Consider the following 25,768-nt stretch of genomic DNA (forward strand, 5'->3'; position numbering starts at 1 on the left):
CGTTTCCGGGGAACCCGCCATGCGCCGCATCCTGACTCCGCTTGCCGCCGTCACCATGCTCTTGCTCGGCGGCTGCGCCACCGACAGGCAGAACGACGCGCTCACCACCACGCTGAATGCCTACGCCAGCACGGTGCGCTGGGGCGATTTCAACAGTGCCCTGCAATTCGTGGACCCCAAGATGCGCGAGGAGCACCCCATCTCGCCGCTGGAGATGTCCCGCTACCAGCAATACAAGGTGAGCGGCTACGACGACGGCAAGGGTCCCACGCCCAACGGCAAGACCGAAGTGACCCAGGTGGTGCAGATCAACCTGGTCAACGTGAACACCCAGTCCGAGCGCACCATCACGGACCGCCAGACCTGGCGCTACGACGCCGAGTCCAAGCATTGGTGGCTGATGAGCGGCCTGCCGGACATCAGCCGGCAGTAAGCGCCTGACTGGCCGCCAGGTCGAGCCGCTCGCGCGGTTCGTGGCTGGCCCCCGATATAGCTCTTCGGGCCGGCGCCTGCCACGCGGAACGGGCAAGCCGGCGCCAAGCGGCGGCTAGGCCGTATAATCGCCCGTTCTCTTTAATACGCGCGGCCCGGCGCCGCGCTTGCGGAAACCTTCGAATGAGCGATGTCCTGCACAAGCTGCCCGTGTTCATCGGCAACCACCTGGCGCTGGTCGCCCTGTTCGTCGTCCTACTGCTGGCGATCATCGCCACGCAGGTGATGATGTTGTTCCGCAAGTACAAGGAACTCACCCCGGCCGGCCTCACCCTGCTGATCAACCGCGAAAGCCCGCTGATGGTGGATCTCTCTGCCTATGCCGATTACGAAAAGGCACACGTGCCCGGTTCGCGCCATGTGGCGATGAGCCAGTTCGATCCCGAGCAGAAGGACCTGGCCAAGGCCAAGGACCTGCCGGTGGTATTGATCGACAAGGACGGCCGCACCACCGCCAAGGCAGCGCAGCGCCTGGTCAAGGCCGGCTTCGCCAAGGTCTATGTGCTCGGCGGCGGCGTGCTGGCCTGGCAGCAGGCGCAGCTGCCGGTGGCCAAGGGCAAGAACTAAAGTTCAACCCGCGCGGACCGGGCGACACGCCGCGGTCCGCGCCTTAGCCCGGATACTCAGGGCCGTGCGATGCCGGCCCGCCCGGCAAGGATCTGCGCCAGCACATCCGGCGCATAGTCGAACGAATCGAAGTACAGGCGATCTTCCGGCAAGCCGGCGTCCACGAACAATTGGCGCCCGGCGTCGATCATCGCGGGCGGCCCGCTCATGTACAGGTCGTATCCGCTGAGGTCGGGCTGATCCTCCAGCACCGCCTCGTGCACCAGGCCCACGCGCAAACCCTCGCCTGCCTGCTCCGGATCGGAGATCACTCCCTCGAACACCAAGTGGTGCGCGCGCTGCATCCAGTGCTGCGCCAGCGTGCGCTGGTAGAGATCTTCCGCGCGGCGCGCGCCCCAGTACACATGCATCGGGCGACGCGTGCCCAGCGCGATGAAATGCTCCACCACGGCTTTCACCGGCGCAAAACCGGTGCCGCCCGCCATGAAGATCATCGGCCGCTCCGAATCCTCGCGCGGCACGAAGGTGCCCAGCGGCCCCTCGATGCGCAACGTGTCGCCCACCTTCAAGGCATCGGCCACCCATGAGGTGAACCCGCCGCCGGCGACATGGCGCACATGCAGCTCGATGACGCCATCGGGGCCGGGGTGGTTGGCAATGGAGAACGGACGACGGCGACCGTCGTCGAGCAGCACATCCAGGTACTGGCCCGGCAGCCAATGCAGGCGCGGCTGGCCCGGCGCGGGCGCCAGCCATACGCCGACCACATCGGGCGCCAGCAAGCGCTTGTCCACCACCACGACGTCCAATTGGCGACGCGTGATGTCTTCCACCGAGGTCACTTCGCGCGCTTCGATGCGCACGTCGCTGGTGGGCACCGCCTGGCACAGCAGGATCGCGTGCTGCGCCGGCGAGGTACCGCTGAGCGCCACGGGCGGGTTGCGCGGGTACCCGCAATGCCCCTCCAGCAGGGTCGCCTTGCAGCTGCCGCACACGCCGGCGCGACAGGAATACGGCAGGGCGATGCCCGCGCGCTGAGCCGCTTCCAGCACGGTTTCGCCGGGCCGAAGCGGGAACTGGCGCCCGGAGGATTGAAGAGTGACGGTAAACACGGTGCGCATTGTCGCGGCGACGGCAGTCGAAGGACAATGTGGCCCTTGTGTCGGAGAATCAAGCCATGGCTATCTGGAAGCAGGACATTTCGCTGGACAGGATCAACGGGTGGAGCGCCAACACGATGATGGAGACGCTCGGCATCCGCATCACCGGCATCGGTGATGACTGGCTGCAAGGCACCATGCCCGTGGATCACCGTACCCACCAGCCGTATGGCCTGCTGCACGGCGGCGCCTCCGTGGTACTGGCCGAAACCTTGGGCAGCACCGCCGCCATGCTCACCCTGGACCCGGCGCAGGAAGTGGCCGTTGGCCTGGACATCAACGCCAACCACGTGCGCGGCGTGCGCAGCGGCACCGTCACGGGCACCGCGCGCGTAGTGCATATCGGCCGCACCACGCAGGTGTGGGAAATCCGCATTGAGAACGAAACCGGCGAACTGGTGTGCATCTCGCGCATCACCATGGCGGTGATCCCCTCCCGCGTGGTCGCGCCGCGTTGAGCCAGCAGGCGCCCTACGCCGCGCTCGATCCCGAGTGCGTGCTCGATGCGGTGAGCGCTTGCGGCCTCTGGCCGGATGGCCGCCTGCTTGCGCTCAACAGCTACGAGAACCGCGTATGGCAGGTGGGCATCGAGGATGCCCAGCCGGTGATCGCCAAGTTCTATCGTCCGCAGCGTTGGAGCGATGCGGCCATCTTGGAAGAACACGCCTTTGCCCGGGAACTGGCTGAGGCGGAAGTGCCCATGGTCGCGCCACTGGTGTTTGGCGGCCGCACCTTGCTGCATCACGCCGGCTTTCGCTATGCGCTCACGCCACGCCGCGGCGGCCGCGCACCTTCGCTGGAATCGCTCGAACAACTGAGCTGGCTGGGTCGATTGATCGCGCGCATCCACAGCGTGGGTGCACGCCAGCCGTTTGCGCATCGCGGCCGCATCGACCGCGCCACTTTCATTGAACTGCCCATGCGCGCGGTGCTGGCCTCTTCGCTGCTGCCCCCTTCGCTGCACGGCGCCTATGACCACGCCGCCACACGTGTGAACCAGGCCGTAGCCGCGCGTTTGGATGCTGTGGGTCCGGTGCGCACTCTTCGCCTGCATGGCGACTGCCATCCGGGCAACGTGCTGTGGACCGATGCCGGCCCGCATTTCGTCGACCTGGACGATGCCCGCATGGGCCCTGCCGTGCAGGACCTGTGGATGCTGGCCAACGACGACGCCAGCATGAACTCCCTGCTCGACGGCTACCAGCAGATGCGCGATTTCGATTTCACCGAGCTGGCCCTGGTGCCGGCGCTGCGCGCCATGCGCCAGCTGCACTATGCCGGCTGGATCGCCACCCGCTGGCACGACCCCGCCTTCCCCGCGGCCTTCCCCTTTGCGGCGGAGCCGCGCTGGTGGGAGCAACACATCGCCGATCTGCACGAACTCGTCGAAGCCCTCTGACAGAGCGCGTCGGCCGCACCCGCCGCGCGGTTGAATCGCAGCCGAACGTGCATGGCCGCTGCTTCGAGGAAATGCGCACCAAGCGCTCATGTGCGGCCCGGGCTTCCGCTATGCTCCGGGCTTTTACGCGGGTACGCACGTGCGCAATTTCCTGTTCCGGCTGATCGGCATTCTTGAAGTGGCAGGCGGCTTCTTCGGCATGGTGACCATGCTGCGCCGATTGCTGCCGTTCGGTTCGCCGCACGATTCCATCGTGGCGGTGATTGGCCTGGTGCTTTACACCTTCATCCTGGTGGCTGGCGTGCTGCTGATCGAAGGCAGCGAGCAAGGCGTGCGCCTGTCGGGCTGGGCGCAGTTGATGCAGCTGCCGCTGGTCGCCACGCCGATCTTGAGCTATGCGCTGCATTGCGGCGCCTTCATCAATGTCTACGCCACGCTGCAGTTGCCGATGCGCCTGGGCCTGGATTGGCATGTGGGCAGCGAGGGTTTCCTGCTCGCGGTGGCGGGGCCGGGCGTGGCGCGCCTGGGCGTGAACCTGCTGGCGCTGTTGTCGTGGCTGGCGTTGCGCTTGCGGTAACGTGCCTGAGGAGACCGATGCGACGTGAGCGCGAGGCATGTTGCATGCCTCCGTTCTCAAGCGACGCGGTCCCTGCGAAAGCGCGGGGCGTTTTTCGGCAACCCAAAGCCTGGTCTCGCGTGTGCTTTCGTCTCTAACCGTGCGGTGTCGCTGTCAGCTCGGTCACCGGTGAGCCTGGGCGCCATAGCGCCACAACAAAAGCCAAGGCGCTAGATCCCTGCTTTCGCAGGGATGACGTTGTAGGTAAGGGTGAGGATGGCGTGGGCAAAGCTGGCACTGGGCCGGCGCAACGAGCCTATTTGGGTGAGGCGCGATCCTGAGCAGATGCAACTGAAGCGCAGGCAAGGTCGCTTCCAGACGCCGTGCCCAAGCGAACCTCACTGCGGAGGCTGCGCCAGCTCTCGCGCATCCAGATACCCATCGTGGTTGCGGTCCAGCCGGTGGAACTGCCGCCGCAAGTTGTCCTGAAACTGCTTCAGCGTGATCGGCTTGCCGTGTCCGCCCGGCAGCTCGTCCGGTGTGAGCACGCCATCGTGATTCACGTCGAGGCGATAGAAGCCCTCGCTCATGTGCGCCACGTACTCCGCCTCGCTCACCCGCCCATCGCCATCGGTATCTAACTGCTGCAGGTATTCCTGCGGCGTGCTCTGCGCCCATAGCGCCGGTGGCAACAGCAGAGCGGCCAGAGCAGCGAGCCGCAACGCGGTGCGCATGCCTGGCCGCGTGGACATCAGGCGGCCTCGGTGCGGCGGCGGAGCACCGCCAGCGGCTGCGCCCAGGTGGCGCCGGGGCGGCGCTTGCTGGTGACCAGGGTGAGGTCGCTGGGCTGGAACACGTTGATGTTGTGCGTAGCCGGGGTGGTGAGAATGTACTGCGCCCGGGTGGACTTGAGGAAGGCGCCCACCTTGTCGATGTTGAAGATGTCCAGATGCGCGAACGGTTCGTCGATGAACACGAAGCCGCCGGGTCGATCCTCGTCGCGCATCAGCGCCACCAGCAACAGCAGCGACTTCATCACCTGCTGGCCGCCGGAGGCTTCGCCGTCGTCCATGCCGATCCAGCCCTTCTTGTCAAACTCGAAGCGCACGGTCAGGCCAGCCTGGGCCAGCGCCAGGTCTTCGTTGGACAGCTCGGGCAAATCCACGTCCACCCCGATGCCGGCCAGGTCGGCCAGCACCTTGAGGTTGCGCGCATAGCGCTTGACCGTGTTGCGCAGCACGTTGAGGTAGGCCGCGCGTGCTTCGTGGGTAATGCGCGCGGCGCGCTCCAGGTGCACGCGGCGGCGTTGCAGATCTTGCTTGAGGCCGTCGTGGTCGTTGGCGAACTTGTCGCGCAACGGCAGCACGCCATCATCGGTTTCCCAGTGACCCTCGTTGAGGCGGCGTTCGATACGCTCGATCTCGCGGCGCACAGCCGCGGGCGATTCGTAGCGTTCGCGCAGCTCGGCCATCGCACGGCGACCGCGATGCGCCGGGCGCACGTGGCTGCGCTTGTGGCGGAAGGCTTTGAGACGATCGATCTGTTCGTTGCGCGACTGGTTGAACTGACGCGCACTGTCAGCCAGTTGCTGCTGGGCCTGTTTGTGCTCGCGTGCTTCGTTGTCGCGCTGGCGCGAGTTCTGCTGGCGCTTCTCGCGCACGGCTTCGTAGTGGGCTTCGGCCGCGGCGTAGCTGTCGGCGCAGCGCTGCACGTCATCCTGTAGGGCAGCCTGCGCTTCGTGCGCCGCGGCGAATTCGTCCGCGCGATCGGCCAGCTGGCCGCTGGCGTTGGCGCCGCGCAGCAGACTTTCGGCGTCGCTGGCGTCTTCCTGGCACTTCTTGCGCTTGTCGGCCAGGGCGCGCAGCTGCTTTTCGATCTGCTGCAGGCGGTCTTCGCCTTCGCGCAGCTGGCGCTCGCGCGCGGCGCTGCCGAAGTACACGTCGTCCACACCCAGGTGGCGGCCACCGCGACGCTCGCGGAAGTAACCCTGCGGCGTGATCCAGTCCTGCTCCTTGCCCAGCTTGGCACCGTCGGCCACGTCGTCCACGCGGCGGATGCGGTCGAGCTGGCGCAGCAGCCATTCCGGTGCGGGCGCGGTGAAGTCCACCACTTCCAGCAGGGAGCCGCGCGTGGGCGCGGTGGTCGGGGCACGGTCGGCCACCACGAAGTGCTTGTAGCGATGCTGCTCGCCCAGACGCCAGGCAGCTTCGCGGTCGCGCGGATGATCGAGCAACACCACGTGGCGATAGCCGGCGAGCACTGCTTCCACGGCCGCCTGCCAGCGCGGATCGGTGATCTCCACGATTTCGCTCAGCATGCTGTGGCCGATGTTGGCCTCGTCCAGCGCGCGGCGGAAGGTCTGCTCGAACTCCGGTGTATAGCGCTGGCCGCGACGCCAGGCGCTGAGCTGCGCGGTGAGGGTGGCGAGCTGTTCGCGCAGGCGCATTTCGTCCGCTTGCAGGCGACCGAGCTGGCTGCGTGCGTCGACGAGGCGCTTGCCTTGCTGTTCATGATCGGCGCCGTCCTGTTCGGCCACCAGCTTGCGCAGGTGTTGCTCCTGCTTGAGCACGGTGGCGTTGGCGGTTTCGGCGCTGCGCGCTTCGTCCAGTTGCGCCTTGGCTTGCTGGCGGGCCTGGTCGGCGCCGTGCTGTTCGGCGCGCAGGGTTTCCTCAAGGCCATCCAGCGACTGCAACTGCCGTTGCAGCTCCACATCGCGGGTGGAGAGGTCACGGCATTTGCGCTTGAGGCCGAGCAACTGCGGGCGCGCGCCACGGATGCCCGCCGCCAGTTCGGCCAGTTCGGTGCGCGGCAGCGTTTCGGCGACCAGGTCGGCGTGCTCGCGCTTGAGCGCGTCCCACTCCTGCCATGAACGCACGCGGCCTTCGGCCTCCTGCAGGCTCACGCCGATCAGCGATAGCTGGTGCTCCAGGCCATGCAGTTCGCGATCGGCTTCGGCCTGCTCGTTGCGGGCGCGCTGGTAATCCTCCAGCACGCTCTTGTCGCCGAACACGTCGAACACCAGGTCGAGCAGCGACTTGGGCGGCAGCTGGCAGAGCTTGTCGGTGGCGCCCTGTTCCAGGGTGAGCACGCGGCGGATGGCCTGCGACAGGCCCGCGCCCTCCAGGCGCACACGGTATTCGCGCAGGCCCAGCCATTCGTTGCGCGCCTCGATCTCATCCACGCTCACGTCGCCGCCAAGCACGACGTACTGGCGCTGCCACTCGCCGCCCTTCTTCTGGATGCGCAGGGCCAACGTGACTTCGCTGTCCATGATGGGGAAGAACGGACGCTCGCCGCGCGGGCCAGGCGGGTTGCCGACGCGGGCGCGCAGCCAGGCGAACGGCTTGCCGTTGTGACGCAGGTAGCTCTTGTAGTCGCGATTGCCGGCGCAGTCGATGGTGAGCAGGGTGCGCAGCGCGTCGAGCAAGGTGGTTTTGCCCGAACCGTTGGGGCCGACCACGGTGACGATGTTGGTATCCAGCGGCAGGCTGAAGCGCTGCCAGTAGTCCCAATGGATGACTTCGAGGCTGCGGAAATCAAACATCGTGGGTCACTTCGCTGTCGTCCAGTTCGTCGGTGTCGTCGTAGAGCGAGTCGTCGCTGTCGCCGAGGTCATCGCGCGGGGTGAGGCCCGCCAGCAGGTCGCCCAGCGCGCCGTCGAGGATGCGTCGCGCGGTGCGTTCGTAGTCGAACACCAGATCGAGCAAGGGGCCTTCGGCGATCTCGCCTTTGCGGCGCACCACGAAGCCGTGGCGGCTGAGCACGCCCAGGTTGAAGTTCACGCGCGTCTTGCCGCCGAGCTTGTCGCCGAAATCGGCCAGCAGGGTGCGCTCGGCCACCACCGGCGACAGCGCGGGGTCGCGCGAGATCGGCTTGGCTTCGGCGAACATCTGCGTCTGCGAGGCATCGGCTTCGGCCTGTTGGCGGTCGAGCTGGCGCTGGCGCTTGGGCAGCACGATAAGCGCCCACAGCACCACCAGCAGCGCCACCGCATCGCGGTCCAGCTGCAAGGTGTTGGAGATCCAGCTGTCGCTGCCGCCGAACACGTGCCGTTCGGCGCTGCGCGTCACCGCTACGCCGATATAGGCCGAGTACGGATGCTCGCGCAGTTCCAGGCCAACGGCGGCGAGGCGTCGGTCGAGGTCTTCGCGGAAGCTTTCGTCCAGCAGCGCCTTGCGCGCCTGCGCGTCGTCGCGCGGCAGCCAGCGCTGCGAGAGCAGCCGGGCCACCAGGGCGGCCGTTTCGTCATGCATGTCTCTTGTCCTTGGGGTGCAGGCGGCCCGCGCTGACCAGCGCGATCGCCGCCAAGCCGGGGTCGACCAGGCGCGGTTCAATTTCCAGTTGCAGCGGCAAGCGCGCCAGATCGGCGGTGGGCCCTTGCAGGGCGGAGGATTCCGGGTCGCCCAGCAGGCCCAGCAACGAGAGGCGGTAAGCGCTCAGCGCGTAGTCGTCGCCGCGCAGGGTGTCGCTGAGTTCGAGTGGGTCGACCACGGCCGCCAGTTCGCCCTGCCAGGCGAGCAGGGGCGAGAGGTCTTCGTCGTCGATGGGTAGATCGTGGGTGGAGGGCGTGGCCTCCGCGTTGGGCAGCTCGCTGCTTTCGGCGGCGGCACGCTCGCGTTCGAGCAGCTCGAACTCGGCAACATCCAGCGCGATCTGGTCCTGCAGGAAAGGCGGATGCACCGGCATGAGCTGCGCTTCGTCGGCGTGCCGGGCGAGCTTTTCCGAACCCTGCGCGCGCAGCCAGGCCACCAGGTCGGAGGAAGACAGGCCGGTACGGCCCAGGTGCACACGGTGCTGGTCGATCTTGTTGAGCTCGCGTTGGAACACGCCGGCCTGGCGCAGCAGCGCGCTCTGCGCGCGGCCCACGGCCTGGGCCAGGCGGTGCGTGGCCGGGTCCAGCTCGTCGCTGTCGGCGATGGCGCTTACCACCTCGGTGCCCTTCTCTACCCATGTCCACACCGAATCGAGCCGCGCGGCGGCGCGGCGAATACGGTGTTCGGAACCGGAGAGCACGGCGCGGTCGAAGTCTTCCTTCAGCTCGGACAGGCGCGACAGCAAATGCCCCAATTCGTCGGCCGAGATGCGACCCACCGCCTGGCCGGCGGCGAGCTGGGCGGTGATGTAGCCCAGGCCGTCCTCGTCGTCGCGCTCGAACTCCAGCAGGGTGCTTACGGCCGCCAGCGCCTTGCGGCCCAGCGGGCTGACGCGATAGCGCAGCGTTTCGCTGTCCCACGTGAGCAGCTCGTGCTCCTTCAGGCGCTGCACCACGGTTTCGAGCTTGACCGGCTCGACAAAGGCGAGCTGGTCGCGGATTTCCGACGGCGCCCATTCCGGCGCGTGCGCGCGGGCGCCCAGCGTGCGCAGCACTAGCAGGCGCAACAGCACCTGCGCATCGCCACCGTGGAACAGCGCGCTGAACGCGCGCAGCACGGCACGCCCGCGCAGCAGCGGGAACACGGCAGGAAGGTCTTCGGCGCTGACGCCGTCGCGCAGTACGTCTTGCAGACGCTCGTCGGCGTCTGCGCTTTCCATCGGCAACATCAAGGGCGCAGTGCTCAGCGGCCGCCGCGGATGCCGATGAACTGGAGGAACTCCGAACGCGTGCGTGCGTCGTCGCGGAAGGCGCCCAACATCTGGCTGGTAACCATCGACACGCCGCGCTTGTGCACCCCGCGCGTGGTCATGCACTCGTGACTGGCGTCGATCACCACGGCCACGCCGGCCGGGTGCAGGTTCTCCTGGATGCACTGGGCGATCTGCGCGGTGAGCTTTTCCTGCACCTGGAAGCGACGCGCATAGGCATCCACCACGCGGGCGAGCTTGCTGATGCCCACTACGCGGTTGGTCGGCAGGTAGCCCACGTGGGCGCGGCCGATGATGGGCGCCATGTGGTGCTCGCAGTGGCTTTCGAACTCGATGTCGCGCAGCACCACCATTTCGTCGTAGCCGGCTACTTCCTCGAAGGTGCGGCGCAGGTACTCGCCCGGATCGACCTGATAGCCAGCAAACCAGTCCCGGTACGCCTTGACCACGCGCTTGGGGGTATCGAGCAGGCCTTCGCGGCTGGGATCCTCGCCCGACCAGCGCAGCAGGACGCGTACGGCCTCCTCGGCCTGTTCGCGGGTGACTTCGGTCGGCTCGTGCTGGTCGCTCATGCGGGTTCCTTCGGGTACGGCTTGAGACCCTCCAGTGTAACGCCCCCGTCAAGCTTCGGGCGGGCTGGGCCGGTGAGCCCACCGGATCAGGCACTTGGGGCTGCCACCATGGGAGTTGTCCCACCTGCACGCATCAGAAGATGCGGCCTCTATAGAATGTGCGCCAATCACATAGGGAGATACGCATGAAGCTGGTACGCACCCTACTCTTTTGCCTTGCCTTGGGCGCAGCCTCAGCCGTGGCGCAGGCCCAGGATGTCCGCAAGACCACGGAGGCCACCATGGAGGTGACCGGTTCGGTCGAGGTGAACCCGGACGGAAGCCTGCACGGCTACGTGCTCGACCAGCCGGACAAGCTGTCGGCGCCGTTGCGCGAGGTGATTGACAAGACCATGTCGCGCTTGTCTTTCGACCTGTCGGGGCCGAGCACCGAGGTGGTAAAGAGCCAGATGAATCTACGCTTGTTGGCCACACCCACCGGGAATGGCAACTTCAACGTGAGGGTGGCAGACGCCTGGTTCGGTTCCAAGAATGCCATCAATTCGAATTACGTGAGCTACAAGGATCAATCGGTGCGGCCGCGTTATCCTCAGGAAGCCATCAATGCACGTGCATCCGGCGCGGTCTACCTCATGCTGCGCATCGGCCGTGATGGCACGGTGCAGGAAGCTGTTGCCGAGCAGGTGAACCTGGATCAGTACGGCAGCAAGTCCGAGATGCAGTGGGCGCGCAAGCTGCTGGCCAACGCCTCCATCAAGGCCGCCAAGACTTGGACCTTTAACCTGCCCACCCAGGGCAAGGCACAGGACGATCCGTACTTCGTGGCGCGCGTGCCAGTGGTGTTCACCCTGCATCAGATTGGCAAGCCGATTGAGGAGCATCCCTACGGCTCCTGGCGCCCCTACATCCCCGGCCCACGCGAAACGCCGCCTTGGATCAGCCCGGCACTGGCTGCCCAGGCACCGGATGCCGTGCCCGACGGCGCCCTGCAAGGCGGCGACAGCGGCCTGCGCCTGAAGACGCCACTAAGCGGCAGCTGAGTTGCTCAGCCGCGTGAGCGAAACAGCGTAATGCGATGGGCCTCGCGCGGGCCCTCCAGCTCCAGCCACGGCTCGTTCGCCACTGCATCGGTGCACGGGCCCAGCGTGGCCAGGCGAATCGGGCGCTGGCGGCTCTCCAGCGCCAGCTTGTCCAGCATCTCGCGCAGGATGCCGCCGCTGAAGGGCGTGTAGAGGTAGAACACGGTGCCGCGCGACACATCGGCCTCGCGCGCGTCCTGCGCGAGAAACTCCACGCGATCGAGCCGCAGCGCCTGTGCTTGCTGGCGCGCGGCATCCACATAGACTGGCTCACGCTCAATGCCCACGCTGCGCGCGCCGGTGCAGATGGATACCAGCAGCGGCACATGACCCAGGCCGGAGCCAAGGTCCACCAGCACGTCGTCGCAGTTCAGGCGAGCACGCTCGATCAACTCGAACACATGACGCGCAGGCGTGGGTTGGTAGAACACCATGTCCTTGTCCAGCGTGCGCAGCGGCGTGCCAGGTTCGTCGAAGGCGAGCACATCGCTCACCAGCGCATCGAGATGATCGTAGCCTTGCGGGTCGCCCGCCTCGCCTGGCGCCGACCAGCCACGCAACGCATGCGCGCCCGCGCCTTGCACGATAGCCAAGCGAATCGCCTCGCTCAGTCGCCGCTGCACACGATCCAGGCGAGCCCACACCGCCTCGCCGCGCTGTCGCCAATGGATTTGCTCAGGGGAGCTCGCGGCGATCTGCAGCAGCTCGTCGAGGCGATCCAACGCTTGCACCCGTTCGCGCAATCGCTCGGGTTGCTCCAGCGAGCGATCCTGTTCCAGTGTGCGGATCAACGTAGGCAAGGCGTCCAGCATGGTGACTCCTGACATGGCGCCCGCCTCGCGGGCGCGTCCCCTGATGCTGCCATGCTTCGGCCTGCCGGAAGTTGAACGACGCGCGAAAGCTCAGCGCGGGTCGGGAACAAAGTGCCCTGGGAATGGATCGGGCCGCGAGGGCAGCGCGCTTTCCTGCGGCAGCACACCCTGTGCAATCAACCGCTCGCGTGTGTCGTAATAGACCGTGATGACCTCGTCTGGCGTGGACGACGCGCGCGGGAACTGGGTGTAGCTCACCAGCGAATTCTCGCGTTCGCCGTGTGCGGTGCCCAGTGGCCCTTGCTCCATCGGCACGATGGGAGCCGGTGCTGACGCGATGCTGGCGCGGGACGGGGCTTGCGCCATCGCATCCCTTTGCGCAGGCGGAGCCGATTGCGTGGGCGCCGCCTTGGCTGCCGGCGAGGGCATGTCGGCGGCTCGCATAGCGATGACCGGCACCTGCTCGCGGGGCCGAAACACGGCCAGACCAATCACGCCCACGTTGTCCGGTCGCCCGGTGCGGGCGGCATAACTGCGCGCGGCATCGGCGAACACGAAATCCGCCACAGCCGACAGGCTCTTGCGCCAGCCGCGAATGCTGGCACCGCCATGCGGTGCCAGCACGTAGCCCGCCTGCGACCAGTCGGCCGTATCGCCGGAGATCGCGTTGACACCATCCACCGACAGCACACTCAGCAGCCGCTCGCCGTCCCGACTGCGTAGCCGGATCTCGTAGCGATGGCCGGGCTGCCCGGCCACGTAGCTGCGGCCCTGGTAGTTATAGACGGGTAGCGACTGACCATCGGTGCGGTCATATACCGTCACATCGATCAGACGCCCCACGGCGGTGGCCGGGCCGCTGGCAGCGAGCGCGGCCAGTGCCGCGAACAACAGGGTGCGCGAGTTCATGCGAAGGCTCCTGGCAGGCACCGAGCACCGGTGCATGAGATGAAACGCCGGGGGTTAGGCGATGGGGTTAAGCAGCCCCGGATGCCTCGGGCGTCGCTGCTGCCTTCATTCAAGGTTATGGCGTATCGGCCGATCTACCGGGCGACCGTGCACAAGGAATGGCCATGAACATCGGCATCCATATGGATACCTCCAGCATCCCCGTGAACATCGCGGGCACCACCACCGCCGGCAGTGCGACCGAGGCGCCGCAAGACGCGGCATCGGGCTCGCATGTCAACGTGGCCGGCAGCGCCATCAAATCGCCCGCCAACAGCGCCGGTGCCAGCGACGGGAGCGACAGCAGTTCCGGCGCCGCCAGCCCCACGGTGCAGGCACTGAAGCGCGAAATCGCCCAGCTACAGAAAATGCTGGCGCAGCAGCAAGAACAATTGCATGCCGCCACCTCCGGGCCGCAAGCGAAGGACCCCGCGAACCTCGCCCGCGTGACCGCGTTGCAGTCAGCTATCGCCACCACCCTGGGGCAATTGGAGTCGGCGGTGTCAGCGCTGGTGACGGCGCTCCTGGCCGAGGGCGGCGGCAACAGCGGGAGCTTGGTCAGCGCATCCGCATGACCGCTGGCACCTAGGGATGCGCCGAGTCAATCAGCGCATCCGTTCCTAGCCTTCGTCTTCCTCATCCCCGCCATCGTCGATGGCGGGTGCGTCGGCCAGCAGTTGCTGGGCTTCTTCGCCGGGCAGCGTTTCCACGCCGCGCAGCTTGCGCTCGATGGCGCGCGTGCGCACGCTGGCCTGGTCGATCACGTTGCTGGCTTCGTTGAGCTTCTTGCGGGTTTTCTCCAGCACCGTGCCGAACTTGCCGAACTCGCTCTTCACCGCGCCGAGCAAGGTCCACACCTCGCTGCTGCGCTTGGCGATGGCCAGTGTGCGGAAGCCCATCTGCAGGCTGTTGAGCAAGGCCGTGAGCGTGGTGGGCCCGGCCACCGTCACGTGGAAGTCGCGTTGCAAGGCCTCGAACAAGCCAGGGCGGCGGATGACTTCGGCGTACAAGCCCTCGGTGGGCAGGAACAGCACGGCAAAGTCGGTGGTGTGCGGCGGCGCCACGTACTTGCTGCGGATGCGCTTGGCTTCGTCGCGCACACGCGTTTCCAGTGCACGGCCGGCCTGCGCGGCGGCATCGGCATCGGCGGCCTCCTGGGCGTCGAGCAGGCGCTGGTAATCCTCGACCGGGAACTTGGCATCGATGGGCAGGTAGAGCTGGCCGCCCTCGCTGGCGCCCGGCATGCGCACGGCAAACTCCACGCGGTCGCTGCTGCCTGGCACGGTGATCACGTTGGCGTCGTACTGCTCGCTGGTGAGCAACTGCTCCAGCAGGGCCGCCAGCTGCACCTCGCCCAGGATGCCGCGCGTCTTCACGTTGGTGAGCACGCGCTTGAGGTCGCCCACGCCGGTGGCTAGGTTCTGCATTTCGCCCAGGCCACGCTGCACTTGCTCCAGGCGCTCCGATACCAGCGCGAAGGACTGACCCAGGCGCGTTTCCAGCGTGGTCTGCAGCTTCTCGTCCACGGTGGCGCGCATCTGCTCCAGCTTGGCGGCGTTGTCGTCCTGCAGGGCCTTGAGCTTGGTTTCGAGCGTGGCGCGCACTTCGCCCATGCGCTTTTCGTTGTCGGCGGTGAGCGCCGTAAGACGCTGCTGTTGCTGTTCGCCGAAACGGTTGAGACCCAGGTTGAGTTCTTCGCGACTGCGGCGCGCGTCTTCGGTGAGGCGCTGGGACAGCGCCTGCAGGCCGTTGTCGGTGCGTTCGGTGAGCACGTCCAGGCGCTGGCCGAAATGACCGATGCGCTCGTGCTGCTGCGCGCTCATACCGCCGAGTTGCTCCTGCACCAGGGTGCGGAACTGGGCCAGCGACTGGGTGACCTCGCCGCGCCCGGCGCGCTGCTCCTGCGCCAGGGCTTCGCGCAGGTGGCGGTTGTCGTCCTTGAGTGCGTCCAGGCGCGCGGTGAGGCTGCCATCGTCGCGGCCGCGCAACAGGCCCATCACCTGCAAGGCAATCAGCACCAGCACGGCAAGGACAAGCACAATCAGGAGAACGTCAGTCACGGACATGGCAACACCCAGGTATACAGGCCGCCAAGTGTACGCGCTGGCGTCTCAGATACCGGGATCGGCTTGCGTCAAAGCGCAAACGCGCCCTGGTCATAAGCCTTGGCGAACAGCTTCCAGTCCTGCCGGGTGCGCTTGGCGCACTCCTGGGCCAACTTGTGCAATTGACCGGGCCAGCGGCGCTTTTCGGCAAAGGCGATCAGTGTGTCGGCGGTGACCGAGCCCTCGCGGCCGCTGCTGCGCAACTGCGCCCACGCGGTGAGGTGACCCATGGTGCCCAGAACGCCGGCCAGGCGCTCGAACTTGCCGTGCCAGTCGGCCAGGGCCACACGGTCCTCGGTGGGTTGCAGGCCGCGCAGCACGTAGCTCTTGCGGCCCATGGTCACCGCACGCAGGAATGCCGGCGAGATCGCCTGCATGCGCTGCTGCACGCCCACCACGCGCGCAGCCTCGCTGGACCATGCCGGCTGCGGCACGCCCAGTTGCGGCACCAGCGAGGAAGGCAGTGCCTGCTTGAGATCCAGCAGGTAGTTGCCGTCGGGCGAGCCCTTGCCTTGCACCAGGATCGAATAGCGATCCACGCCCAGGCTGCCGGTGCCGGCGATGCGGCGCGCCACATCCAGCACTTTGTAGAACGAGGGGTCAGCTTCGTGGGCGCAGATCTTGCCGATCAGCGCGGTGACCTTGTCGCGCTGCTTGTCGGTCACCGGCAATGCGCGCCTGCCATCCAGCCGGATGATGCGGCGCTTGCCCTTGCGTTCGGTGCGACTGTCCAGGAAATGCGGGCGCAGTCGACCGCGCAGGCTGCCCAGCAAGTCACCGACCATGCCCTGTGCGGTGTCACGTTCGATCCAGCGCGCCTTGCCCTGGCGCAACGCCTGCACGTAGGCATCCAGAAAGCGCTTGCACAGCAGGTTGGCCTGCGCGCCGCTCAATGCCAGGCTGCCGGCGGCGAGGTGCACGCTGGTCAGCAGGCGAATCAACTCCCAGCTGCACGGCGCCAGCGCGGCTTCGTCGAAGTCGTTGAGGTCGAAGTACACCAGGCGGTTATCGCCCTTGAAGCTGCCGAAGTTCTCCAGGTGCAGATCGCCGCACACCCAGGTGAGCGGCGCCTTGGCGAACACCTTGGCCTCGGGCAGGCGTTCGTAGAACAGGTGGCAGCTGCCGCGCAGGAACACGAACGGGTCGCGTCGCATCGCGGCGTACTTGCGCTCCAGGCGCTCGGGGTCGCGCCCGGCGTTGTAGTCGCAAATGGTTTGGACCACATCCATCGGGGCACTCCTTGCGTTGAATTACATCACGCGACAGAACACCGCCTTGAGGTAGCGGCCTTCCGGCACGTCGCTGCGGAACGGATGATCCGCCCCCGCGCCCGCCACATGCAGCACCTGGATTTCGCGCCCTGCGTTGAGCGCCACGCGACGCAGCATTTCCAGGAAATCCGCCTCGCTCACCAGGCCCGTGCACGAACAGGTCAGCAGCAGGCCGCCCGGCGGGATCACGTCGAGCGCGAGGCGATTCATGGCGAAGTACTTTTTGAGCGCATCCACCACCTTGTTGCGGTCGCGGGTGAGCTTGGCCGGGTCCAGGATCACCGCGTCGAACTGCTCGCCACGCGACACCGCCGCGCGCAACCAGTCGAAGATGTCCGCCTGCTCGAACACCGCCGGCACGTCGTTGGCGGCGGCATTGGCGCGGGCGATCTCCAGGATGCCCGGGTCCATGTCAACGCCGATGGCTTCGCTCGCACCGGCGGCCAGCGCGTGCACGGCGAATCCACCGGCGTTGCAGCACAGATCCAGCACGCGGCGGCCCTTGGCCAGGCGCGCAAAGTGATGGCGGTTCTCGCGCTGGTCGGCGAAAAAGCCCGTCTTGTGGCCGTAGCCCGGTGCCGCGTGGAAACGCAGCCCGTGCTCATGCACTTCCACCGGTGCCGGAGCTTCCGGCGAGCGGCAATCGAAGGACTCCTGCTTCTGCACGTGGTTTTCGGCAAACCAGTACAGGCGCGCGTCCGGAAAATGCCGCTTGAGCGCGGCATGGATGGCCTCGCGGAACCGCCACATGCCGGCGGCGAAGTACTCGATGACCAGGATGTCGGCGTAGCGATCCACCACCAGCCCGGAAAGGCCGTCGCCCTCGCTGTGCACCACGCGCCAGGCGTCGCTCACGCGATCGAGTTGCAGCCACTCCTGGCGCAGGGACACGGCACGATCGATGCGCGCGGCGATCCATTCGGCATCGATGGCCTCGGTCGGGTCGGTGGTAAGCAGGCGCAGGGCGATGCGCGCGTGACCGTTCCAGAAACCGCGACCGACAAAGCGGCCCTTGGCGTCTTCCACATCGACCACGCTGCCGGGCGGCAGCCGGGTCTCGGGCTTGATGACCTGAGCGGACCAGACCCAGGGGTGGCCCGGGGCGCGGTCGGTTTTGAGGCGGATGGTGGGGAGGGGGGATTGAAGGGTACTCATTTGCTAATGATAGCTGGTGCGGGGTTTGGGCTCGGCTGAAACGTGGCTGCGGCGGTATGAGGCGGGCGCCGATGGGTGTTGGCACCGCCCGGCGATTGGGCGATCCATGCAGCGGAGCGCTCCCCGTATTGTCCGTTCGCCGATCAACGGTGCCTTGGCGGAGGCAGATTCAGCCCCAGGCGCGCAAAGCGCTCGCGCCCGTCTGGTTGCGGCGGCGCGTGTCACCCGCCACAAGCGGCGACCGTCCTGCGTCGCTCGCTATCGATCCCGCCCCGCGACCTGGCTTGCTATATCGCGCCAAAGCAAAGGCGCTGGATGACCAGCCGGTCGGCAATTGAGAGGCGACTCCCGCTCTTGGCCCCTTTTTGGGGCTCCCGGGGATGACGGAGCGGGAGAATGGGGAGCAGCGCAGCCCGCCAGGCCATTGCGCCCAGCCGCCAGCCCCATCGTGCACCGCACACCCAGCCCTTTGCGCAATCGGCTATCGTGCCCACCTCACCACCAGCCGCGCCTCATGGACACCTCTCCCACCACCGAACTGCGCTCCGGCCGTCGGGCCGCGATCACGCTTATCTACATCACCGTGGTGCTGGACATGCTGGGGTTCGGCATCGTCATCCCGGTGCTGCCGCACCTGGTGCAGCAGTTGGCCGGCGGCGGCATCGCCAATGCCGCGTGGTGGGTGGGCGTGTTCAGTACCGTGTTCGCGGCGGTGCAGTTCGCGTTTTCGCCGGTGCAGGGCGCGCTTTCCGATCGTTTCGGGCGCCGGCCGGTCATCCTGATCTCCAATGCGGGGCTGGCCATCAATTTCGTGCTGCTGGCGCTGGCGCCCACGCTGTGGCTGCTGTTCGTGGCGCGCGTGCTGCTGGGCATGACGGCGGCAAGCTTTACCACCGCCAACGCCTATATCGCGGACATCACGCCCAAGGAAAAGCGCGCGGCGGCGTACGGCATCCTGGGCAGCGCGTTTGGCCTGGGCTTCATCATTGGCCCTGGCGTGGGCGGCCTGCTGGGTCATTACGACCTGCGCCTGCCGTTCTGGGTGGCGGCGGCGCTGGCGGCCTGCAACTTCTTGTACGGCCTGTTCGTGCTGCCCGAGTCGCTGCCCAAAGAGCGCCGCACGCCGCGCTTCGAACTGCATACGGCGCATCCGCTGGGCTCGCTGGCCCTGCTACGGCGTTACCCGTTGGTGCTGGGGCTGGCCGTGGTGATGTTCCTGGTGTTCCTCGCGCACTACGTGCTGCAGACCACCTTTGTGCTCTACGCCGACTATCGCTACGGCTGGGGCACCCAGGCCGTGGGTTACGTGCTGATGCTTGTAGGCGCCTGCGATGGCCTGGTGCAGGCCGTGCTGACGCGGCGTTTGGCGCCTCGACTGGGCGAGCGGCGCCTTATGCTGGGCGGCATGCTGTGCGGTATCGGTGCATTCCTGGTGATGGGCTTGGCCGATAGCGGTGGGATGTTCCTGCTGGGTATTCCGTTGATGGCGTTGTGGGGGCTGTCCGGCCCGCCCATTCAATCGCTGATGACTCACCAGGTCGACCCCACCGAGCAGGGCCGCCTGCAAGGGGCCATCAGCAGCTTGCAGAGTTTTGCCGGCATCTTTGGGCCGTACCTGTTCGCTCAGGTGTTCTCCTTCTCCATCGCGCCCAGTTCGCCCCTGCACCTGCCGGGCCTGGCTTTTGTGCTATCGGCGGGCTTGCTGCTGGTGGGCACCTTGATCGCGGTGCGGGTGACCAAACGCGTGCATGATCTTGCGCGTCCGGACGACGCCACTGCCGCGCCGCTTGATCACGCCTCGATCGCCACCATCAATACCTCTCCTACCCCCGACTCCTCGGAGCAAACCCCATGACGCTGTCGATGTATCAAGCTTCCGTTCCGGTGTTCCTGCGCGCGCTGCACAACCTGCAGCATGTGCTGCGCAAGGGCGAAGAGCATGCCCATGCGCGCAAGTACGAGCCCTCGCTGCTGCTGCAGGCGCGCCTCACCGCGGACATGCTCCCGCTCACCCGCCAGGTGCAGATCGCCACCGACATGGCCAAGAACGGCTGCGCCCGCCTGGCCGGCGTGGAGCCGCTGAAGTTCGAGGACACCGAATCGAGCTTCGCCGAGCTGCATGCGCGCATCGAGCGCGCCATCGAGTACATCAAGGGCTTCAAGGCCGAGCAGATCGACGGCAGCGAAACGCGCGCCGTCACCATCAAGACGCGCAACGGCGAGCAGCAGTTCGAAGGCCAGGGTTACCTGCTGCATTTCGTGCTGCCCAACCTGTTCTTCCACTGCACCACGGCGTACGCGATCCTGCGCGAGGCCGGCGCGGAGCTGGGCAAGACCGACTTTATCGGCAAGCCCTGATCCACTCGCTCCTGTCGACGCACCGGCTCGCCCGTGCGTCGACACCTTGATAGCCCCATACCGCGCACCCACCTCGGTAGCCTTACTCACCGGAACCGCGCCATGACTGTCCCCACCACGCTGAAAATCGACTTCGTTTCCGACGTGGTGTGCCCGTGGTGCGCCATTGGCCTGAAGTCGCTGGAACAAGCGCTGGACCGCCTTGGCGAGGAAGTCACCACAGAGCTTCATTTCCAGCCATTCGAGCTCAACCCGCAGATGGCGCCCGAGGGCGAAGATGCGGTGGAGCACCTGGTGCGCAAGTACGGCAGTACGCCCGAACAAATCAGCGCCAACCAGGAGGCGATTCGCGAGCGCGGCGCCAGCTTGGGCTTTACGTTCAACATGGATCGCCGCAAGCGCGTGGTGAACACGTTCGATGCGCACCGCCTGCTGCACTGGGCCGCGCTGGAAGGTCGCCAGGCCGAGCTCAAGCAGGCCTTGCTGGCCGCGTATTTCACCGACGGCCGCGACGTGAGCACGCGTGACGTCTTGGTGGACGTGGCCGCTCAGGTCGGGCTGGACCCGGTGGAAGCCGGCCATGTGCTGGACGAGGACCGCTACGCCCAGGACGTGCGCGCCCAGGAGCAGTTCTACCGCTCGCAGGGCATCCAGGCGGTGCCTTCGGTGATTGTCAACGGGCGCTACCTGATCCAGGGTGGCCAGCCGCCCGAGGTGTTCGAGCAGACCCTGCGCCGCATCGCCGCCGAAGGCTGATCCACCCTGTCGCGGCGCCGGAGCACCTCTCCGGCGGCAAGGCCGGTGCAGGACGTGCGAAAATGCGCGGCCATCTCCGCCTGACCGCCCCGCCCGCATGCTGCGACTCACCGACATCAAGCTCCCGCTCGACCACCCGGAGGGTGCCATCGCGGCCGCCGCGCGCGCCAAGCTGGGCCTGGGCAAGGACGCGCTGCGGGCCGTGACGGTATTCCGCCGTGGCTACGACGCGCGCAAGCGCGGCGATATCCAGCTGATCTACACGCTGGACGTGGACGTGGCCGACGAAGCGGCAGTGCTCAAGCGCCACGCCAACGACAAGCATGTGCAGCCCAGCCCGGATACCAGCTACCACTTCGTGGCGCGGGCGCCGGAAGACCTGAGCGAGCGCCCCATCGTGATCGGCCTGGGCCCGTGCGGCCTGTTCGCCGGCCTGTTGCTGGCGCAGATGGGCTACCGCCCGATCATCCTCGAACGCGGCAAGGCCGTGCGCGAGCGCACCGTGGATACCTGGGGCCTGTGGCGCAAGCGCAAGCTCGAACCCGAATCCAACGTGCAGTACGGCGAGGGCGGCGCAGGTACGTTCTCCGACGGCAAGCTCTACAGCCAGATCTCCGACCCCAAGCATCACGGCCGCAAGGTGCTCACCGAGTTCGTTGAGGCCGGCGCGCCGGAGGAAATCCTCTACGTCAGCAAGCCGCACATCGGCACCTTCCGCCTGGTGACCATGGTGGAAAACATGCGCGCGACCATCGAGTCGCTGGGTGGCGAAATCCGCTTTCAATCGCGCGTGGAAGACTTGCTCGTCGATACCGATGCCGAGGGCAACCGGCAAGTGCGCGGCGTGGTGCTGGCCAACGGCGAGCAACTGCGCAGCAGCCACGTGGTGCTGGCGCTGGGCCACAGCGCGCGCGACAGCTTTTTCATGCTGCACGATCGCGGCGTGTATCTGGAGCCCAAGCCGTTCTCCATCGGCTTTCGTATCGAGCACCCGCAATCGGTCATCGACCGCGCACGCTTCGGCCCGCAGGCCGGCCACCCCATCCTGGGCGCGGCCGACTACAAGCTGGTGCACCACTGCAAGAACGGACGCTCGGTCTACAGCTTCTGCATGTGCCCGGGCGGCACGGTGGTGGCGGCCACGTCCGAACCTGGGCGCGTGGTCACCAATGGCATGAGCCAGTATTCGCGCAACGAGCGCAATGCCAACGCAGCCATCGTGGTGGGCATCGAGCCCAAGGATTTCGCCGCTTTCGACGACAGCGGCAGCCCGCTGGCCGGCATCGCGCTGCAACGTGCGCTGGAGTCGCGCGCCTTTGAACTGGGCGGCGGCGACTACAGCGCCCCAGGCCAGCTGGTGGGCGATTTCATCAACGGCACGCCTTCCACGGCGCTCGGCACGGTGCAGCCCTCGTACAAGCCCGGCGTGCACCTGACGGACCTGGCGCCCGCCCTGCCCGATTACGCCATCGAAGCCATTCGCGAGGCGCTGCCGGCTTTCGAGCGACAGATCAAGGGCTTCTCCATGCACGACGCCGTACTTACAGGCGTGGAAACGCGCACCTCCTCGCCAGTGCGCATCCGCCGCGGCGAGGACTACCAGAGCCTCAACACCCGCGGCCTGTACCCGGCCGGCGAAGGCGCCGGCTATGCCGGCGGCATCCTCTCGGCCGCCGTGGACGGCATCCGCGTGGCCGAGGCGGTGGCGTTGTCGATCAACGCCGGTCGCTAAGCCCGCTATTCCCCAGCAGTTCTAACGGCAACGCCCTGAGGCAATCCAGGGCGAATGCAGCCCCGTGCCAACCATTCATGACCTATTACCTACCTCGTGAATGCGGGCTATTTCGTCAGCTTCGTGTAAGCAAATTGTGATCGAATCGTAACTTCTTGCCGTTCCCCAGCGGCGAGTTCCCCGCCGACGACTGTCCCCACAGAGTGACGTTGCTAGACGTCGGCTCCCCGTAACTGTATGCCCCGTAAGGGAGACGGCTGCATGAATAACCCCGCTTACACCCGCAAACTGCTCGCTTTCGCCTGTTTGGCCGCCATCACCGGCCAGGCCATCGCGCAAGATGCTGCGAAAACCCAGGCCGATGCCAGCAATGCGGCCAAGCTGGAAACGGTAACGGTCACCGGTACCCGCATTTCCAATCCGAACGTGGTTTCGCCCACCCCGGTGAGCGTACTGACCGCGGCGGACATCAAGGCCACGGGCGCCGTGAACGTCGGCGATCTGATGACGACCATGCCCCAGCTGTCCACCAGCTTCACCATGGGCAACTCCACGCAGTACATCGGCACGGCCGGTATCGCTCGCCAGGACCTGCGCAACCTGGGCACCAACCGCACGCTGGTGCTCGTCAACGGCCGCCGCTACGTTGGCGCCACGGCGGGCAACACCGCGGTTGACGTGAACCTGATCCCGGCCGACTGGATCGAGCGCGTGGAAATCATCACCGGCGGCGCCTCGGCCGTGTACGGTGCCGACGCTGTCACCGGCGTGGTCAACTTCATCCTCAAGAAGAATTACCAGGGCGCCAACCTGCACGCGCAGTACGGCACCTCCGAACACGGCGGCTTCGACAAGAAGCTCATCTCGCTCACCGGTGGCATGAACTTCGCCGACAACCGCGGCAACGTCGCCGTGTCAGTCGAGCACAGCAACCAGGATTCGCTGGAGTTCCGCGACCGCTTCGGTCATGAGGCCTACACCACCATCAAGACGCCCAACGGACCGACCGATGCCGCGCTGTTCGGCAACGCCGGCAGCTACACCATCACCGAAGGCGGCACCTTCTCCTTCGGCAAGGCGGCGGACGTGAGCAAGCGCTACGTGTTCGACGCCAACGGCAACGTGCGCAAGCAGCGCTTCGGTGGCCTGTACGACGACACCGGCCGCTGCACCGATTGCGACCGCGTGGACCTGAACCAGGTAGCCCAGCTGCAGCCGCGCTACGGCCGCACCAGCATCAGCTCGGTGGCCAGCTTCGACATCACGCCCGAGCATCGCCTGTACGCCGAAGGCACCTACAGCCATGTCGACGTAAAGAAGTTTGGTCAGCCGGCCTTCGGCAGCGGCGCTTCCGCGTACAAGATCACAGCTGACAACGCCTATATCACGCCGGAACTCGCCGCCTTGATGAAGGCCAACGGCGCCAGCAGCATCAGCGTCGGTCGCTTTGACGTGGACGCCGGCCGTCGCGGCGAAGACACCGCCCGCGATACCAGCCGCGTGGTGCTCGGCGCCAACGGCCTGATCGGCAGCGACTGGCAGTACGACGCCTCGGTGACGTACGGCGTCACCGACGAAACCCGCCACAACTTCAACAACCGCATCAAGGATCGCTTCTTCGCCTCGATCGACGCGGTGAAGGACAGCAAGGGCAACATCGTCTGCCGCTCCACGCTCAATCCGAATGCCATCAACGCCAACACCGGCAAGGTGCTCAACCCGATCGCCCTGGGCGGCGGTTGCGTGCCGACGAGCATCTTTGGCAACGGTGCGATCAATCCGGCGGCGGCGCAGTGGTTCAACACCACCACCACCACTACCTCGCGTCTGACCCAGTTCGTGGGTGGCGGCTCCGTCACCAACAACAACCTGTTCCAGATGCCGTTCGACGCAGGCTCGGCGAGCATGGCGGCCGGCGTGGAGTTCCGTCGCGAATCCAGTCGTCAGGTCACCGATCCGCTGGACGCGACCGGCCTCACCTTCCTCAACGCGATCCCGCCGTCGGGCGGCGCGTATGACGTCAAGGAAGGCTATATCGAGACCGCGCTGCCGCTCATCTCGGGCAAGCCGTTCGCGCAGAACCTCACCTTCGACGCCGCAGCACGTTTCTCCGACTACTCCACCATCGGTCACACCAAGGCGTGGCGCTGGGGCCTGGACTGGTCGATCATCGACGACCTGCGCCTGCGTGGCACCATGTCTTCCGCCGTGCGCGCACCGAACATCGGTGAGCTGTACAGCGGCCAGCGCGAGAACTTCTTCTCGGTGACCGACCCGTGCTCGGCCAACCAGATCAAGAACGGCCCGAACCCGTCCGTGCGCCAGGCCAACTGCCTTGCCCTGGGCATTCCGCAGGGCTGGAACTCGACCAACGGCTCGACCATCCGCGGCGTGTCGGGCAGCAACCCGAACCTCAAGCCGGAGCAGGGTCGCACCTGGACCGCAGGCTTCGTGTTCACGCCCACCTTCCTCTCGGGCTTCGGCATGACGGTGGACTACTGGAACATCAAGTTGACCAACGCGGTCAGCGCGCCCACCGGCCAGGATGTGGTCAACCACTGCGTGGATTCCACCACCGGCATCAACAACGTGTACTGCGCCAACGCCTCGCGCGACGGCAGCTCCAACGAGTTGAACTACATCCGCACGATCAACCAGAACATCTCCTCGCTCAGCACCTCGGGCATCGACATCGGTGCGTACTACTCGCATCCGCTGTTCGGCGGCAAGATGAACTGGGCCGTGGATGCCACGCGCGTGATCGCCTTCACGGAGCACCCGTTCCAGGACGACCCGGCCAATACCGTGCAGGACAACGGCACGCTCGGCTACCCCGAATGGAAGGCTGTGCTGCGCGCCACCTACAGCCGCGAGAACTGGGCGTTCAACTGGAACGCTCGCTACTTCTCCTCGATGCTGCGCGTGAGCAATGAGAGCTACAAGTCCAACCCGACGCAGACCACGCCGATCCGCGCCGGCTCGGGCTTCTTCAACGACGTCCGCGCCAGCTACGTGTTCCCCAACAGCGGCTGGCAGGCTTACGTGGGTGTGACCAACGTGTTCGACCGCGATCCGCCGGTGAACCTGTTTGGCACCACCTTTGGCTCGGCGCTTTACGACACCATCGGCCGCGCCTACTACGCAGGCTTCAACTACAACTTCTGACCTGGGTGGCAGCCCAGGGACTTGGGGCGAAAGGACTGGCTTGCCGGTCCTTTCATTA

The 25,768-nt window shown here is 66.5% G+C and carries 23 protein-coding genes; 12 read left to right on the plus strand and 11 right to left on the minus strand.

All coding sequences use genetic code 11. From position 1 onward, the window contains the following. Positions 1-19: 19 nt before the first annotated feature. Together AC3G2C_RS13940 and AC3G2C_RS13945 are read left to right on the plus strand one after the other, a co-directional pair. On the plus strand, positions 20-433 hold the full coding sequence (locus AC3G2C_RS13940; protein WP_488385226.1) for a hypothetical protein: 414 nt from the start codon (positions 20-22) through the stop codon (positions 431-433). Between the two features lie 182 nt (positions 434-615). Continuing rightward, positions 616-1,059, plus strand: a complete 444-nt coding sequence (locus tag AC3G2C_RS13945; RefSeq protein WP_488385227.1) for a rhodanese-like domain-containing protein — start codon at positions 616-618, stop codon at positions 1,057-1,059. Positions 1,060-1,115: 56 nt separating this feature from the next. On the opposite strand, the gene AC3G2C_RS13950 is transcribed toward AC3G2C_RS13945, so the two are convergent. Then, a complete protein-coding gene (locus tag AC3G2C_RS13950) occupies positions 1,116-2,180 on the minus strand; it encodes a 2Fe-2S iron-sulfur cluster-binding protein (RefSeq protein ID WP_488385228.1) in 1,065 nt (354 codons plus the stop codon). Positions 2,181-2,236: 56 nt separating this feature from the next. Between AC3G2C_RS13950 and AC3G2C_RS13955 the strand changes: the two genes are divergently transcribed. The 3 genes from AC3G2C_RS13955 (at position 2,237) to AC3G2C_RS13965 (ending at position 4,195) form a co-directional block, all read left to right on the plus strand. Further along, positions 2,237-2,677 carry a hotdog fold thioesterase gene (locus AC3G2C_RS13955; protein WP_488385229.1) on the plus strand — a complete coding sequence of 147 codons (441 nt, stop codon included), beginning with the start codon at positions 2,237-2,239 and terminating at the stop codon, positions 2,675-2,677. After that, positions 2,674-3,618, plus strand: a complete 945-nt coding sequence (locus tag AC3G2C_RS13960; protein ID WP_488385230.1) for a serine/threonine protein kinase — start codon at positions 2,674-2,676, stop codon at positions 3,616-3,618. The genes AC3G2C_RS13955 and AC3G2C_RS13960 overlap by 4 nt, the downstream gene beginning before the upstream one ends. A 139-nt stretch (positions 3,619-3,757) precedes the next feature. Beyond that, entirely contained in the window at positions 3,758-4,195 is a 438-nt protein-coding gene (locus AC3G2C_RS13965; protein WP_488385231.1) for a hypothetical protein, read from the plus strand. Positions 4,196-4,572: 377 nt separating this feature from the next. Here the strand turns inward: AC3G2C_RS13965 and AC3G2C_RS13970 are convergent, their stop codons facing one another. From AC3G2C_RS13970 to folE, 5 genes are read right to left on the minus strand one after another with little or no spacing between them, the layout of a single operon-like run. Next, on the minus strand, positions 4,573-4,926 hold the full coding sequence (locus tag AC3G2C_RS13970; protein ID WP_488385232.1) for an EF-hand domain-containing protein: 354 nt from the start codon (positions 4,924-4,926) through the stop codon (positions 4,573-4,575). Next, positions 4,926-7,718 carry an AAA family ATPase gene (locus tag AC3G2C_RS13975; protein ID WP_488385233.1) on the minus strand — a complete coding sequence of 931 codons (2,793 nt, stop codon included), beginning with the start codon at positions 7,716-7,718 and terminating at the stop codon, positions 4,926-4,928. Before AC3G2C_RS13975 ends, AC3G2C_RS13970 begins: the two co-directional genes overlap by 1 nt. Beyond that, positions 7,711-8,427 carry a hypothetical protein gene (locus AC3G2C_RS13980; RefSeq protein WP_488385234.1) on the minus strand — a complete coding sequence of 239 codons (717 nt, stop codon included), beginning with the start codon at positions 8,425-8,427 and terminating at the stop codon, positions 7,711-7,713. The genes AC3G2C_RS13975 and AC3G2C_RS13980 overlap by 8 nt, the downstream gene beginning before the upstream one ends. Further along, a complete protein-coding gene (locus tag AC3G2C_RS13985) occupies positions 8,420-9,706 on the minus strand; it encodes a hypothetical protein (protein ID WP_488385235.1) in 1,287 nt (428 codons plus the stop codon). The genes AC3G2C_RS13980 and AC3G2C_RS13985 overlap by 8 nt, the downstream gene beginning before the upstream one ends. A gap of 23 nt (positions 9,707-9,729) precedes the next feature. Then, positions 9,730-10,329, minus strand: a complete 600-nt coding sequence (gene folE / locus AC3G2C_RS13990) for a GTP cyclohydrolase I FolE (protein ID WP_488385236.1) — start codon at positions 10,327-10,329, stop codon at positions 9,730-9,732. Between the two features lie 185 nt (positions 10,330-10,514). On the opposite strand from folE, the gene AC3G2C_RS13995 reads away from it, so the two are divergent. After that, positions 10,515-11,369, plus strand: a complete 855-nt coding sequence (locus AC3G2C_RS13995; protein ID WP_488385237.1) for an energy transducer TonB — start codon at positions 10,515-10,517, stop codon at positions 11,367-11,369. Positions 11,370-11,374: 5 nt separating this feature from the next. On the opposite strand, the gene AC3G2C_RS14000 is transcribed toward AC3G2C_RS13995, so the two are convergent. Both AC3G2C_RS14000 and AC3G2C_RS14005 read right to left on the minus strand, forming a co-directional pair. Next, positions 11,375-12,235, minus strand: coding sequence for a class I SAM-dependent methyltransferase (locus AC3G2C_RS14000; RefSeq protein WP_488385238.1), 861 nt, complete (start codon positions 12,233-12,235; stop codon positions 11,375-11,377). Between the two features lie 75 nt (positions 12,236-12,310). After that, the gene (locus AC3G2C_RS14005) at positions 12,311-13,129 is read right to left on the minus strand and encodes a hypothetical protein (protein ID WP_488385239.1); all 819 of its coding nucleotides are present in this window, start codon (positions 13,127-13,129) and stop codon (positions 12,311-12,313) included. Positions 13,130-13,293: 164 nt separating this feature from the next. On the opposite strand from AC3G2C_RS14005, the gene AC3G2C_RS14010 reads away from it, so the two are divergent. Then, positions 13,294-13,743 carry a hypothetical protein gene (locus AC3G2C_RS14010; RefSeq protein ID WP_488385240.1) on the plus strand — a complete coding sequence of 150 codons (450 nt, stop codon included), beginning with the start codon at positions 13,294-13,296 and terminating at the stop codon, positions 13,741-13,743. Between the two features lie 45 nt (positions 13,744-13,788). Here AC3G2C_RS14010 and AC3G2C_RS14015 read toward each other — a convergent pair whose 3' ends face one another. From AC3G2C_RS14015 to AC3G2C_RS14025, 3 genes are all read right to left on the minus strand, one after another. Further along, positions 13,789-15,234: a DNA recombination protein RmuC gene (locus AC3G2C_RS14015; protein ID WP_488385241.1), complete on the minus strand. Its 1,446-nt coding sequence runs from the start codon at positions 15,232-15,234 to the stop codon at positions 13,789-13,791. Positions 15,235-15,302: 68 nt separating this feature from the next. After that, positions 15,303-16,502 (minus strand): DUF2252 domain-containing protein, encoded by a 1,200-nt coding sequence (locus tag AC3G2C_RS14020; RefSeq protein ID WP_488385242.1) that lies wholly within the window; start codon positions 16,500-16,502, stop codon positions 15,303-15,305. Between the two features lie 21 nt (positions 16,503-16,523). Next, positions 16,524-17,699 (minus strand): class I SAM-dependent rRNA methyltransferase, encoded by a 1,176-nt coding sequence (locus tag AC3G2C_RS14025; protein WP_488385243.1) that lies wholly within the window; start codon positions 17,697-17,699, stop codon positions 16,524-16,526. A 514-nt stretch (positions 17,700-18,213) separates the two neighbouring features. Between AC3G2C_RS14025 and AC3G2C_RS14030 the strand changes: the two genes are divergently transcribed. The 5 genes from AC3G2C_RS14030 to AC3G2C_RS14050 all read left to right on the plus strand — a co-directional run bounded on the left by AC3G2C_RS14030 (position 18,214) and on the right by AC3G2C_RS14050 (position 25,710). Further along, entirely contained in the window at positions 18,214-19,554 is a 1,341-nt protein-coding gene (locus tag AC3G2C_RS14030) for a TCR/Tet family MFS transporter (RefSeq protein ID WP_488385244.1), read from the plus strand. Further along, positions 19,551-20,057: a DUF1993 domain-containing protein gene (locus AC3G2C_RS14035; RefSeq protein ID WP_488385245.1), complete on the plus strand. Its 507-nt coding sequence runs from the start codon at positions 19,551-19,553 to the stop codon at positions 20,055-20,057. The genes AC3G2C_RS14030 and AC3G2C_RS14035 overlap by 4 nt, the downstream gene beginning before the upstream one ends. 102 nt (positions 20,058-20,159) lie before the next feature. After that, entirely contained in the window at positions 20,160-20,813 is a 654-nt protein-coding gene (locus AC3G2C_RS14040) for a DsbA family oxidoreductase (protein WP_488385246.1), read from the plus strand. 97 nt (positions 20,814-20,910) lie between these two features. Beyond that, the gene (locus tag AC3G2C_RS14045) at positions 20,911-22,545 is read left to right on the plus strand and encodes an NAD(P)/FAD-dependent oxidoreductase (protein WP_488385247.1); all 1,635 of its coding nucleotides are present in this window, start codon (positions 20,911-20,913) and stop codon (positions 22,543-22,545) included. Positions 22,546-22,806: 261 nt separating this feature from the next. After that, positions 22,807-25,710 (plus strand): TonB-dependent receptor domain-containing protein, encoded by a 2,904-nt coding sequence (locus AC3G2C_RS14050; RefSeq protein WP_488385248.1) that lies wholly within the window; start codon positions 22,807-22,809, stop codon positions 25,708-25,710. Positions 25,711-25,768 lie beyond the last annotated feature (58 nt).

Source organism: Frateuria sp. sgz306004 (genome assembly GCF_057750885.1).

Coding starts and splice junctions, on each gene's coding strand:
- AC3G2C_RS13985 (WP_488385235.1), bottom strand. CDS start 9,706: ATGGAAAGCGCAGACGCCGACGAGCGTCTGCAAGACGTACTGCGCGAC.
- AC3G2C_RS14035 (WP_488385245.1), top strand. CDS start 19,551: ATGACGCTGTCGATGTATCAAGCTTCCGTTCCGGTGTTCCTGCGCGCG.
- AC3G2C_RS13955 (WP_488385229.1), top strand. CDS start 2,237: ATGGCTATCTGGAAGCAGGACATTTCGCTGGACAGGATCAACGGGTGG.
- AC3G2C_RS14005 (WP_488385239.1), bottom strand. CDS start 13,129: ATGAACTCGCGCACCCTGTTGTTCGCGGCACTGGCCGCGCTCGCTGCC.
- AC3G2C_RS14045 (WP_488385247.1), top strand. CDS start 20,911: ATGCTGCGACTCACCGACATCAAGCTCCCGCTCGACCACCCGGAGGGT.
- AC3G2C_RS14015 (WP_488385241.1), bottom strand. CDS start 15,234: ATGTCCGTGACTGACGTTCTCCTGATTGTGCTTGTCCTTGCCGTGCTG.
- AC3G2C_RS13975 (WP_488385233.1), bottom strand. CDS start 7,718: ATGTTTGATTTCCGCAGCCTCGAAGTCATCCATTGGGACTACTGGCAG.
- AC3G2C_RS14030 (WP_488385244.1), top strand. CDS start 18,214: ATGGACACCTCTCCCACCACCGAACTGCGCTCCGGCCGTCGGGCCGCG.
- AC3G2C_RS13945 (WP_488385227.1), top strand. CDS start 616: ATGAGCGATGTCCTGCACAAGCTGCCCGTGTTCATCGGCAACCACCTG.
- AC3G2C_RS13995 (WP_488385237.1), top strand. CDS start 10,515: ATGAAGCTGGTACGCACCCTACTCTTTTGCCTTGCCTTGGGCGCAGCC.
- AC3G2C_RS13940 (WP_488385226.1), top strand. CDS start 20: ATGCGCCGCATCCTGACTCCGCTTGCCGCCGTCACCATGCTCTTGCTC.
- folE (WP_488385236.1), bottom strand. CDS start 10,329: ATGAGCGACCAGCACGAGCCGACCGAAGTCACCCGCGAACAGGCCGAG.
- AC3G2C_RS14040 (WP_488385246.1), top strand. CDS start 20,160: ATGACTGTCCCCACCACGCTGAAAATCGACTTCGTTTCCGACGTGGTG.
- AC3G2C_RS14010 (WP_488385240.1), top strand. CDS start 13,294: ATGAACATCGGCATCCATATGGATACCTCCAGCATCCCCGTGAACATC.
- AC3G2C_RS13980 (WP_488385234.1), bottom strand. CDS start 8,427: ATGCATGACGAAACGGCCGCCCTGGTGGCCCGGCTGCTCTCGCAGCGC.
- AC3G2C_RS14025 (WP_488385243.1), bottom strand. CDS start 17,699: ATGAGTACCCTTCAATCCCCCCTCCCCACCATCCGCCTCAAAACCGAC.
- AC3G2C_RS14020 (WP_488385242.1), bottom strand. CDS start 16,502: ATGGATGTGGTCCAAACCATTTGCGACTACAACGCCGGGCGCGACCCC.
- AC3G2C_RS14050 (WP_488385248.1), top strand. CDS start 22,807: ATGAATAACCCCGCTTACACCCGCAAACTGCTCGCTTTCGCCTGTTTG.
- AC3G2C_RS13970 (WP_488385232.1), bottom strand. CDS start 4,926: ATGTCCACGCGGCCAGGCATGCGCACCGCGTTGCGGCTCGCTGCTCTG.
- AC3G2C_RS14000 (WP_488385238.1), bottom strand. CDS start 12,235: ATGTCAGGAGTCACCATGCTGGACGCCTTGCCTACGTTGATCCGCACA.
- AC3G2C_RS13950 (WP_488385228.1), bottom strand. CDS start 2,180: ATGCGCACCGTGTTTACCGTCACTCTTCAATCCTCCGGGCGCCAGTTC.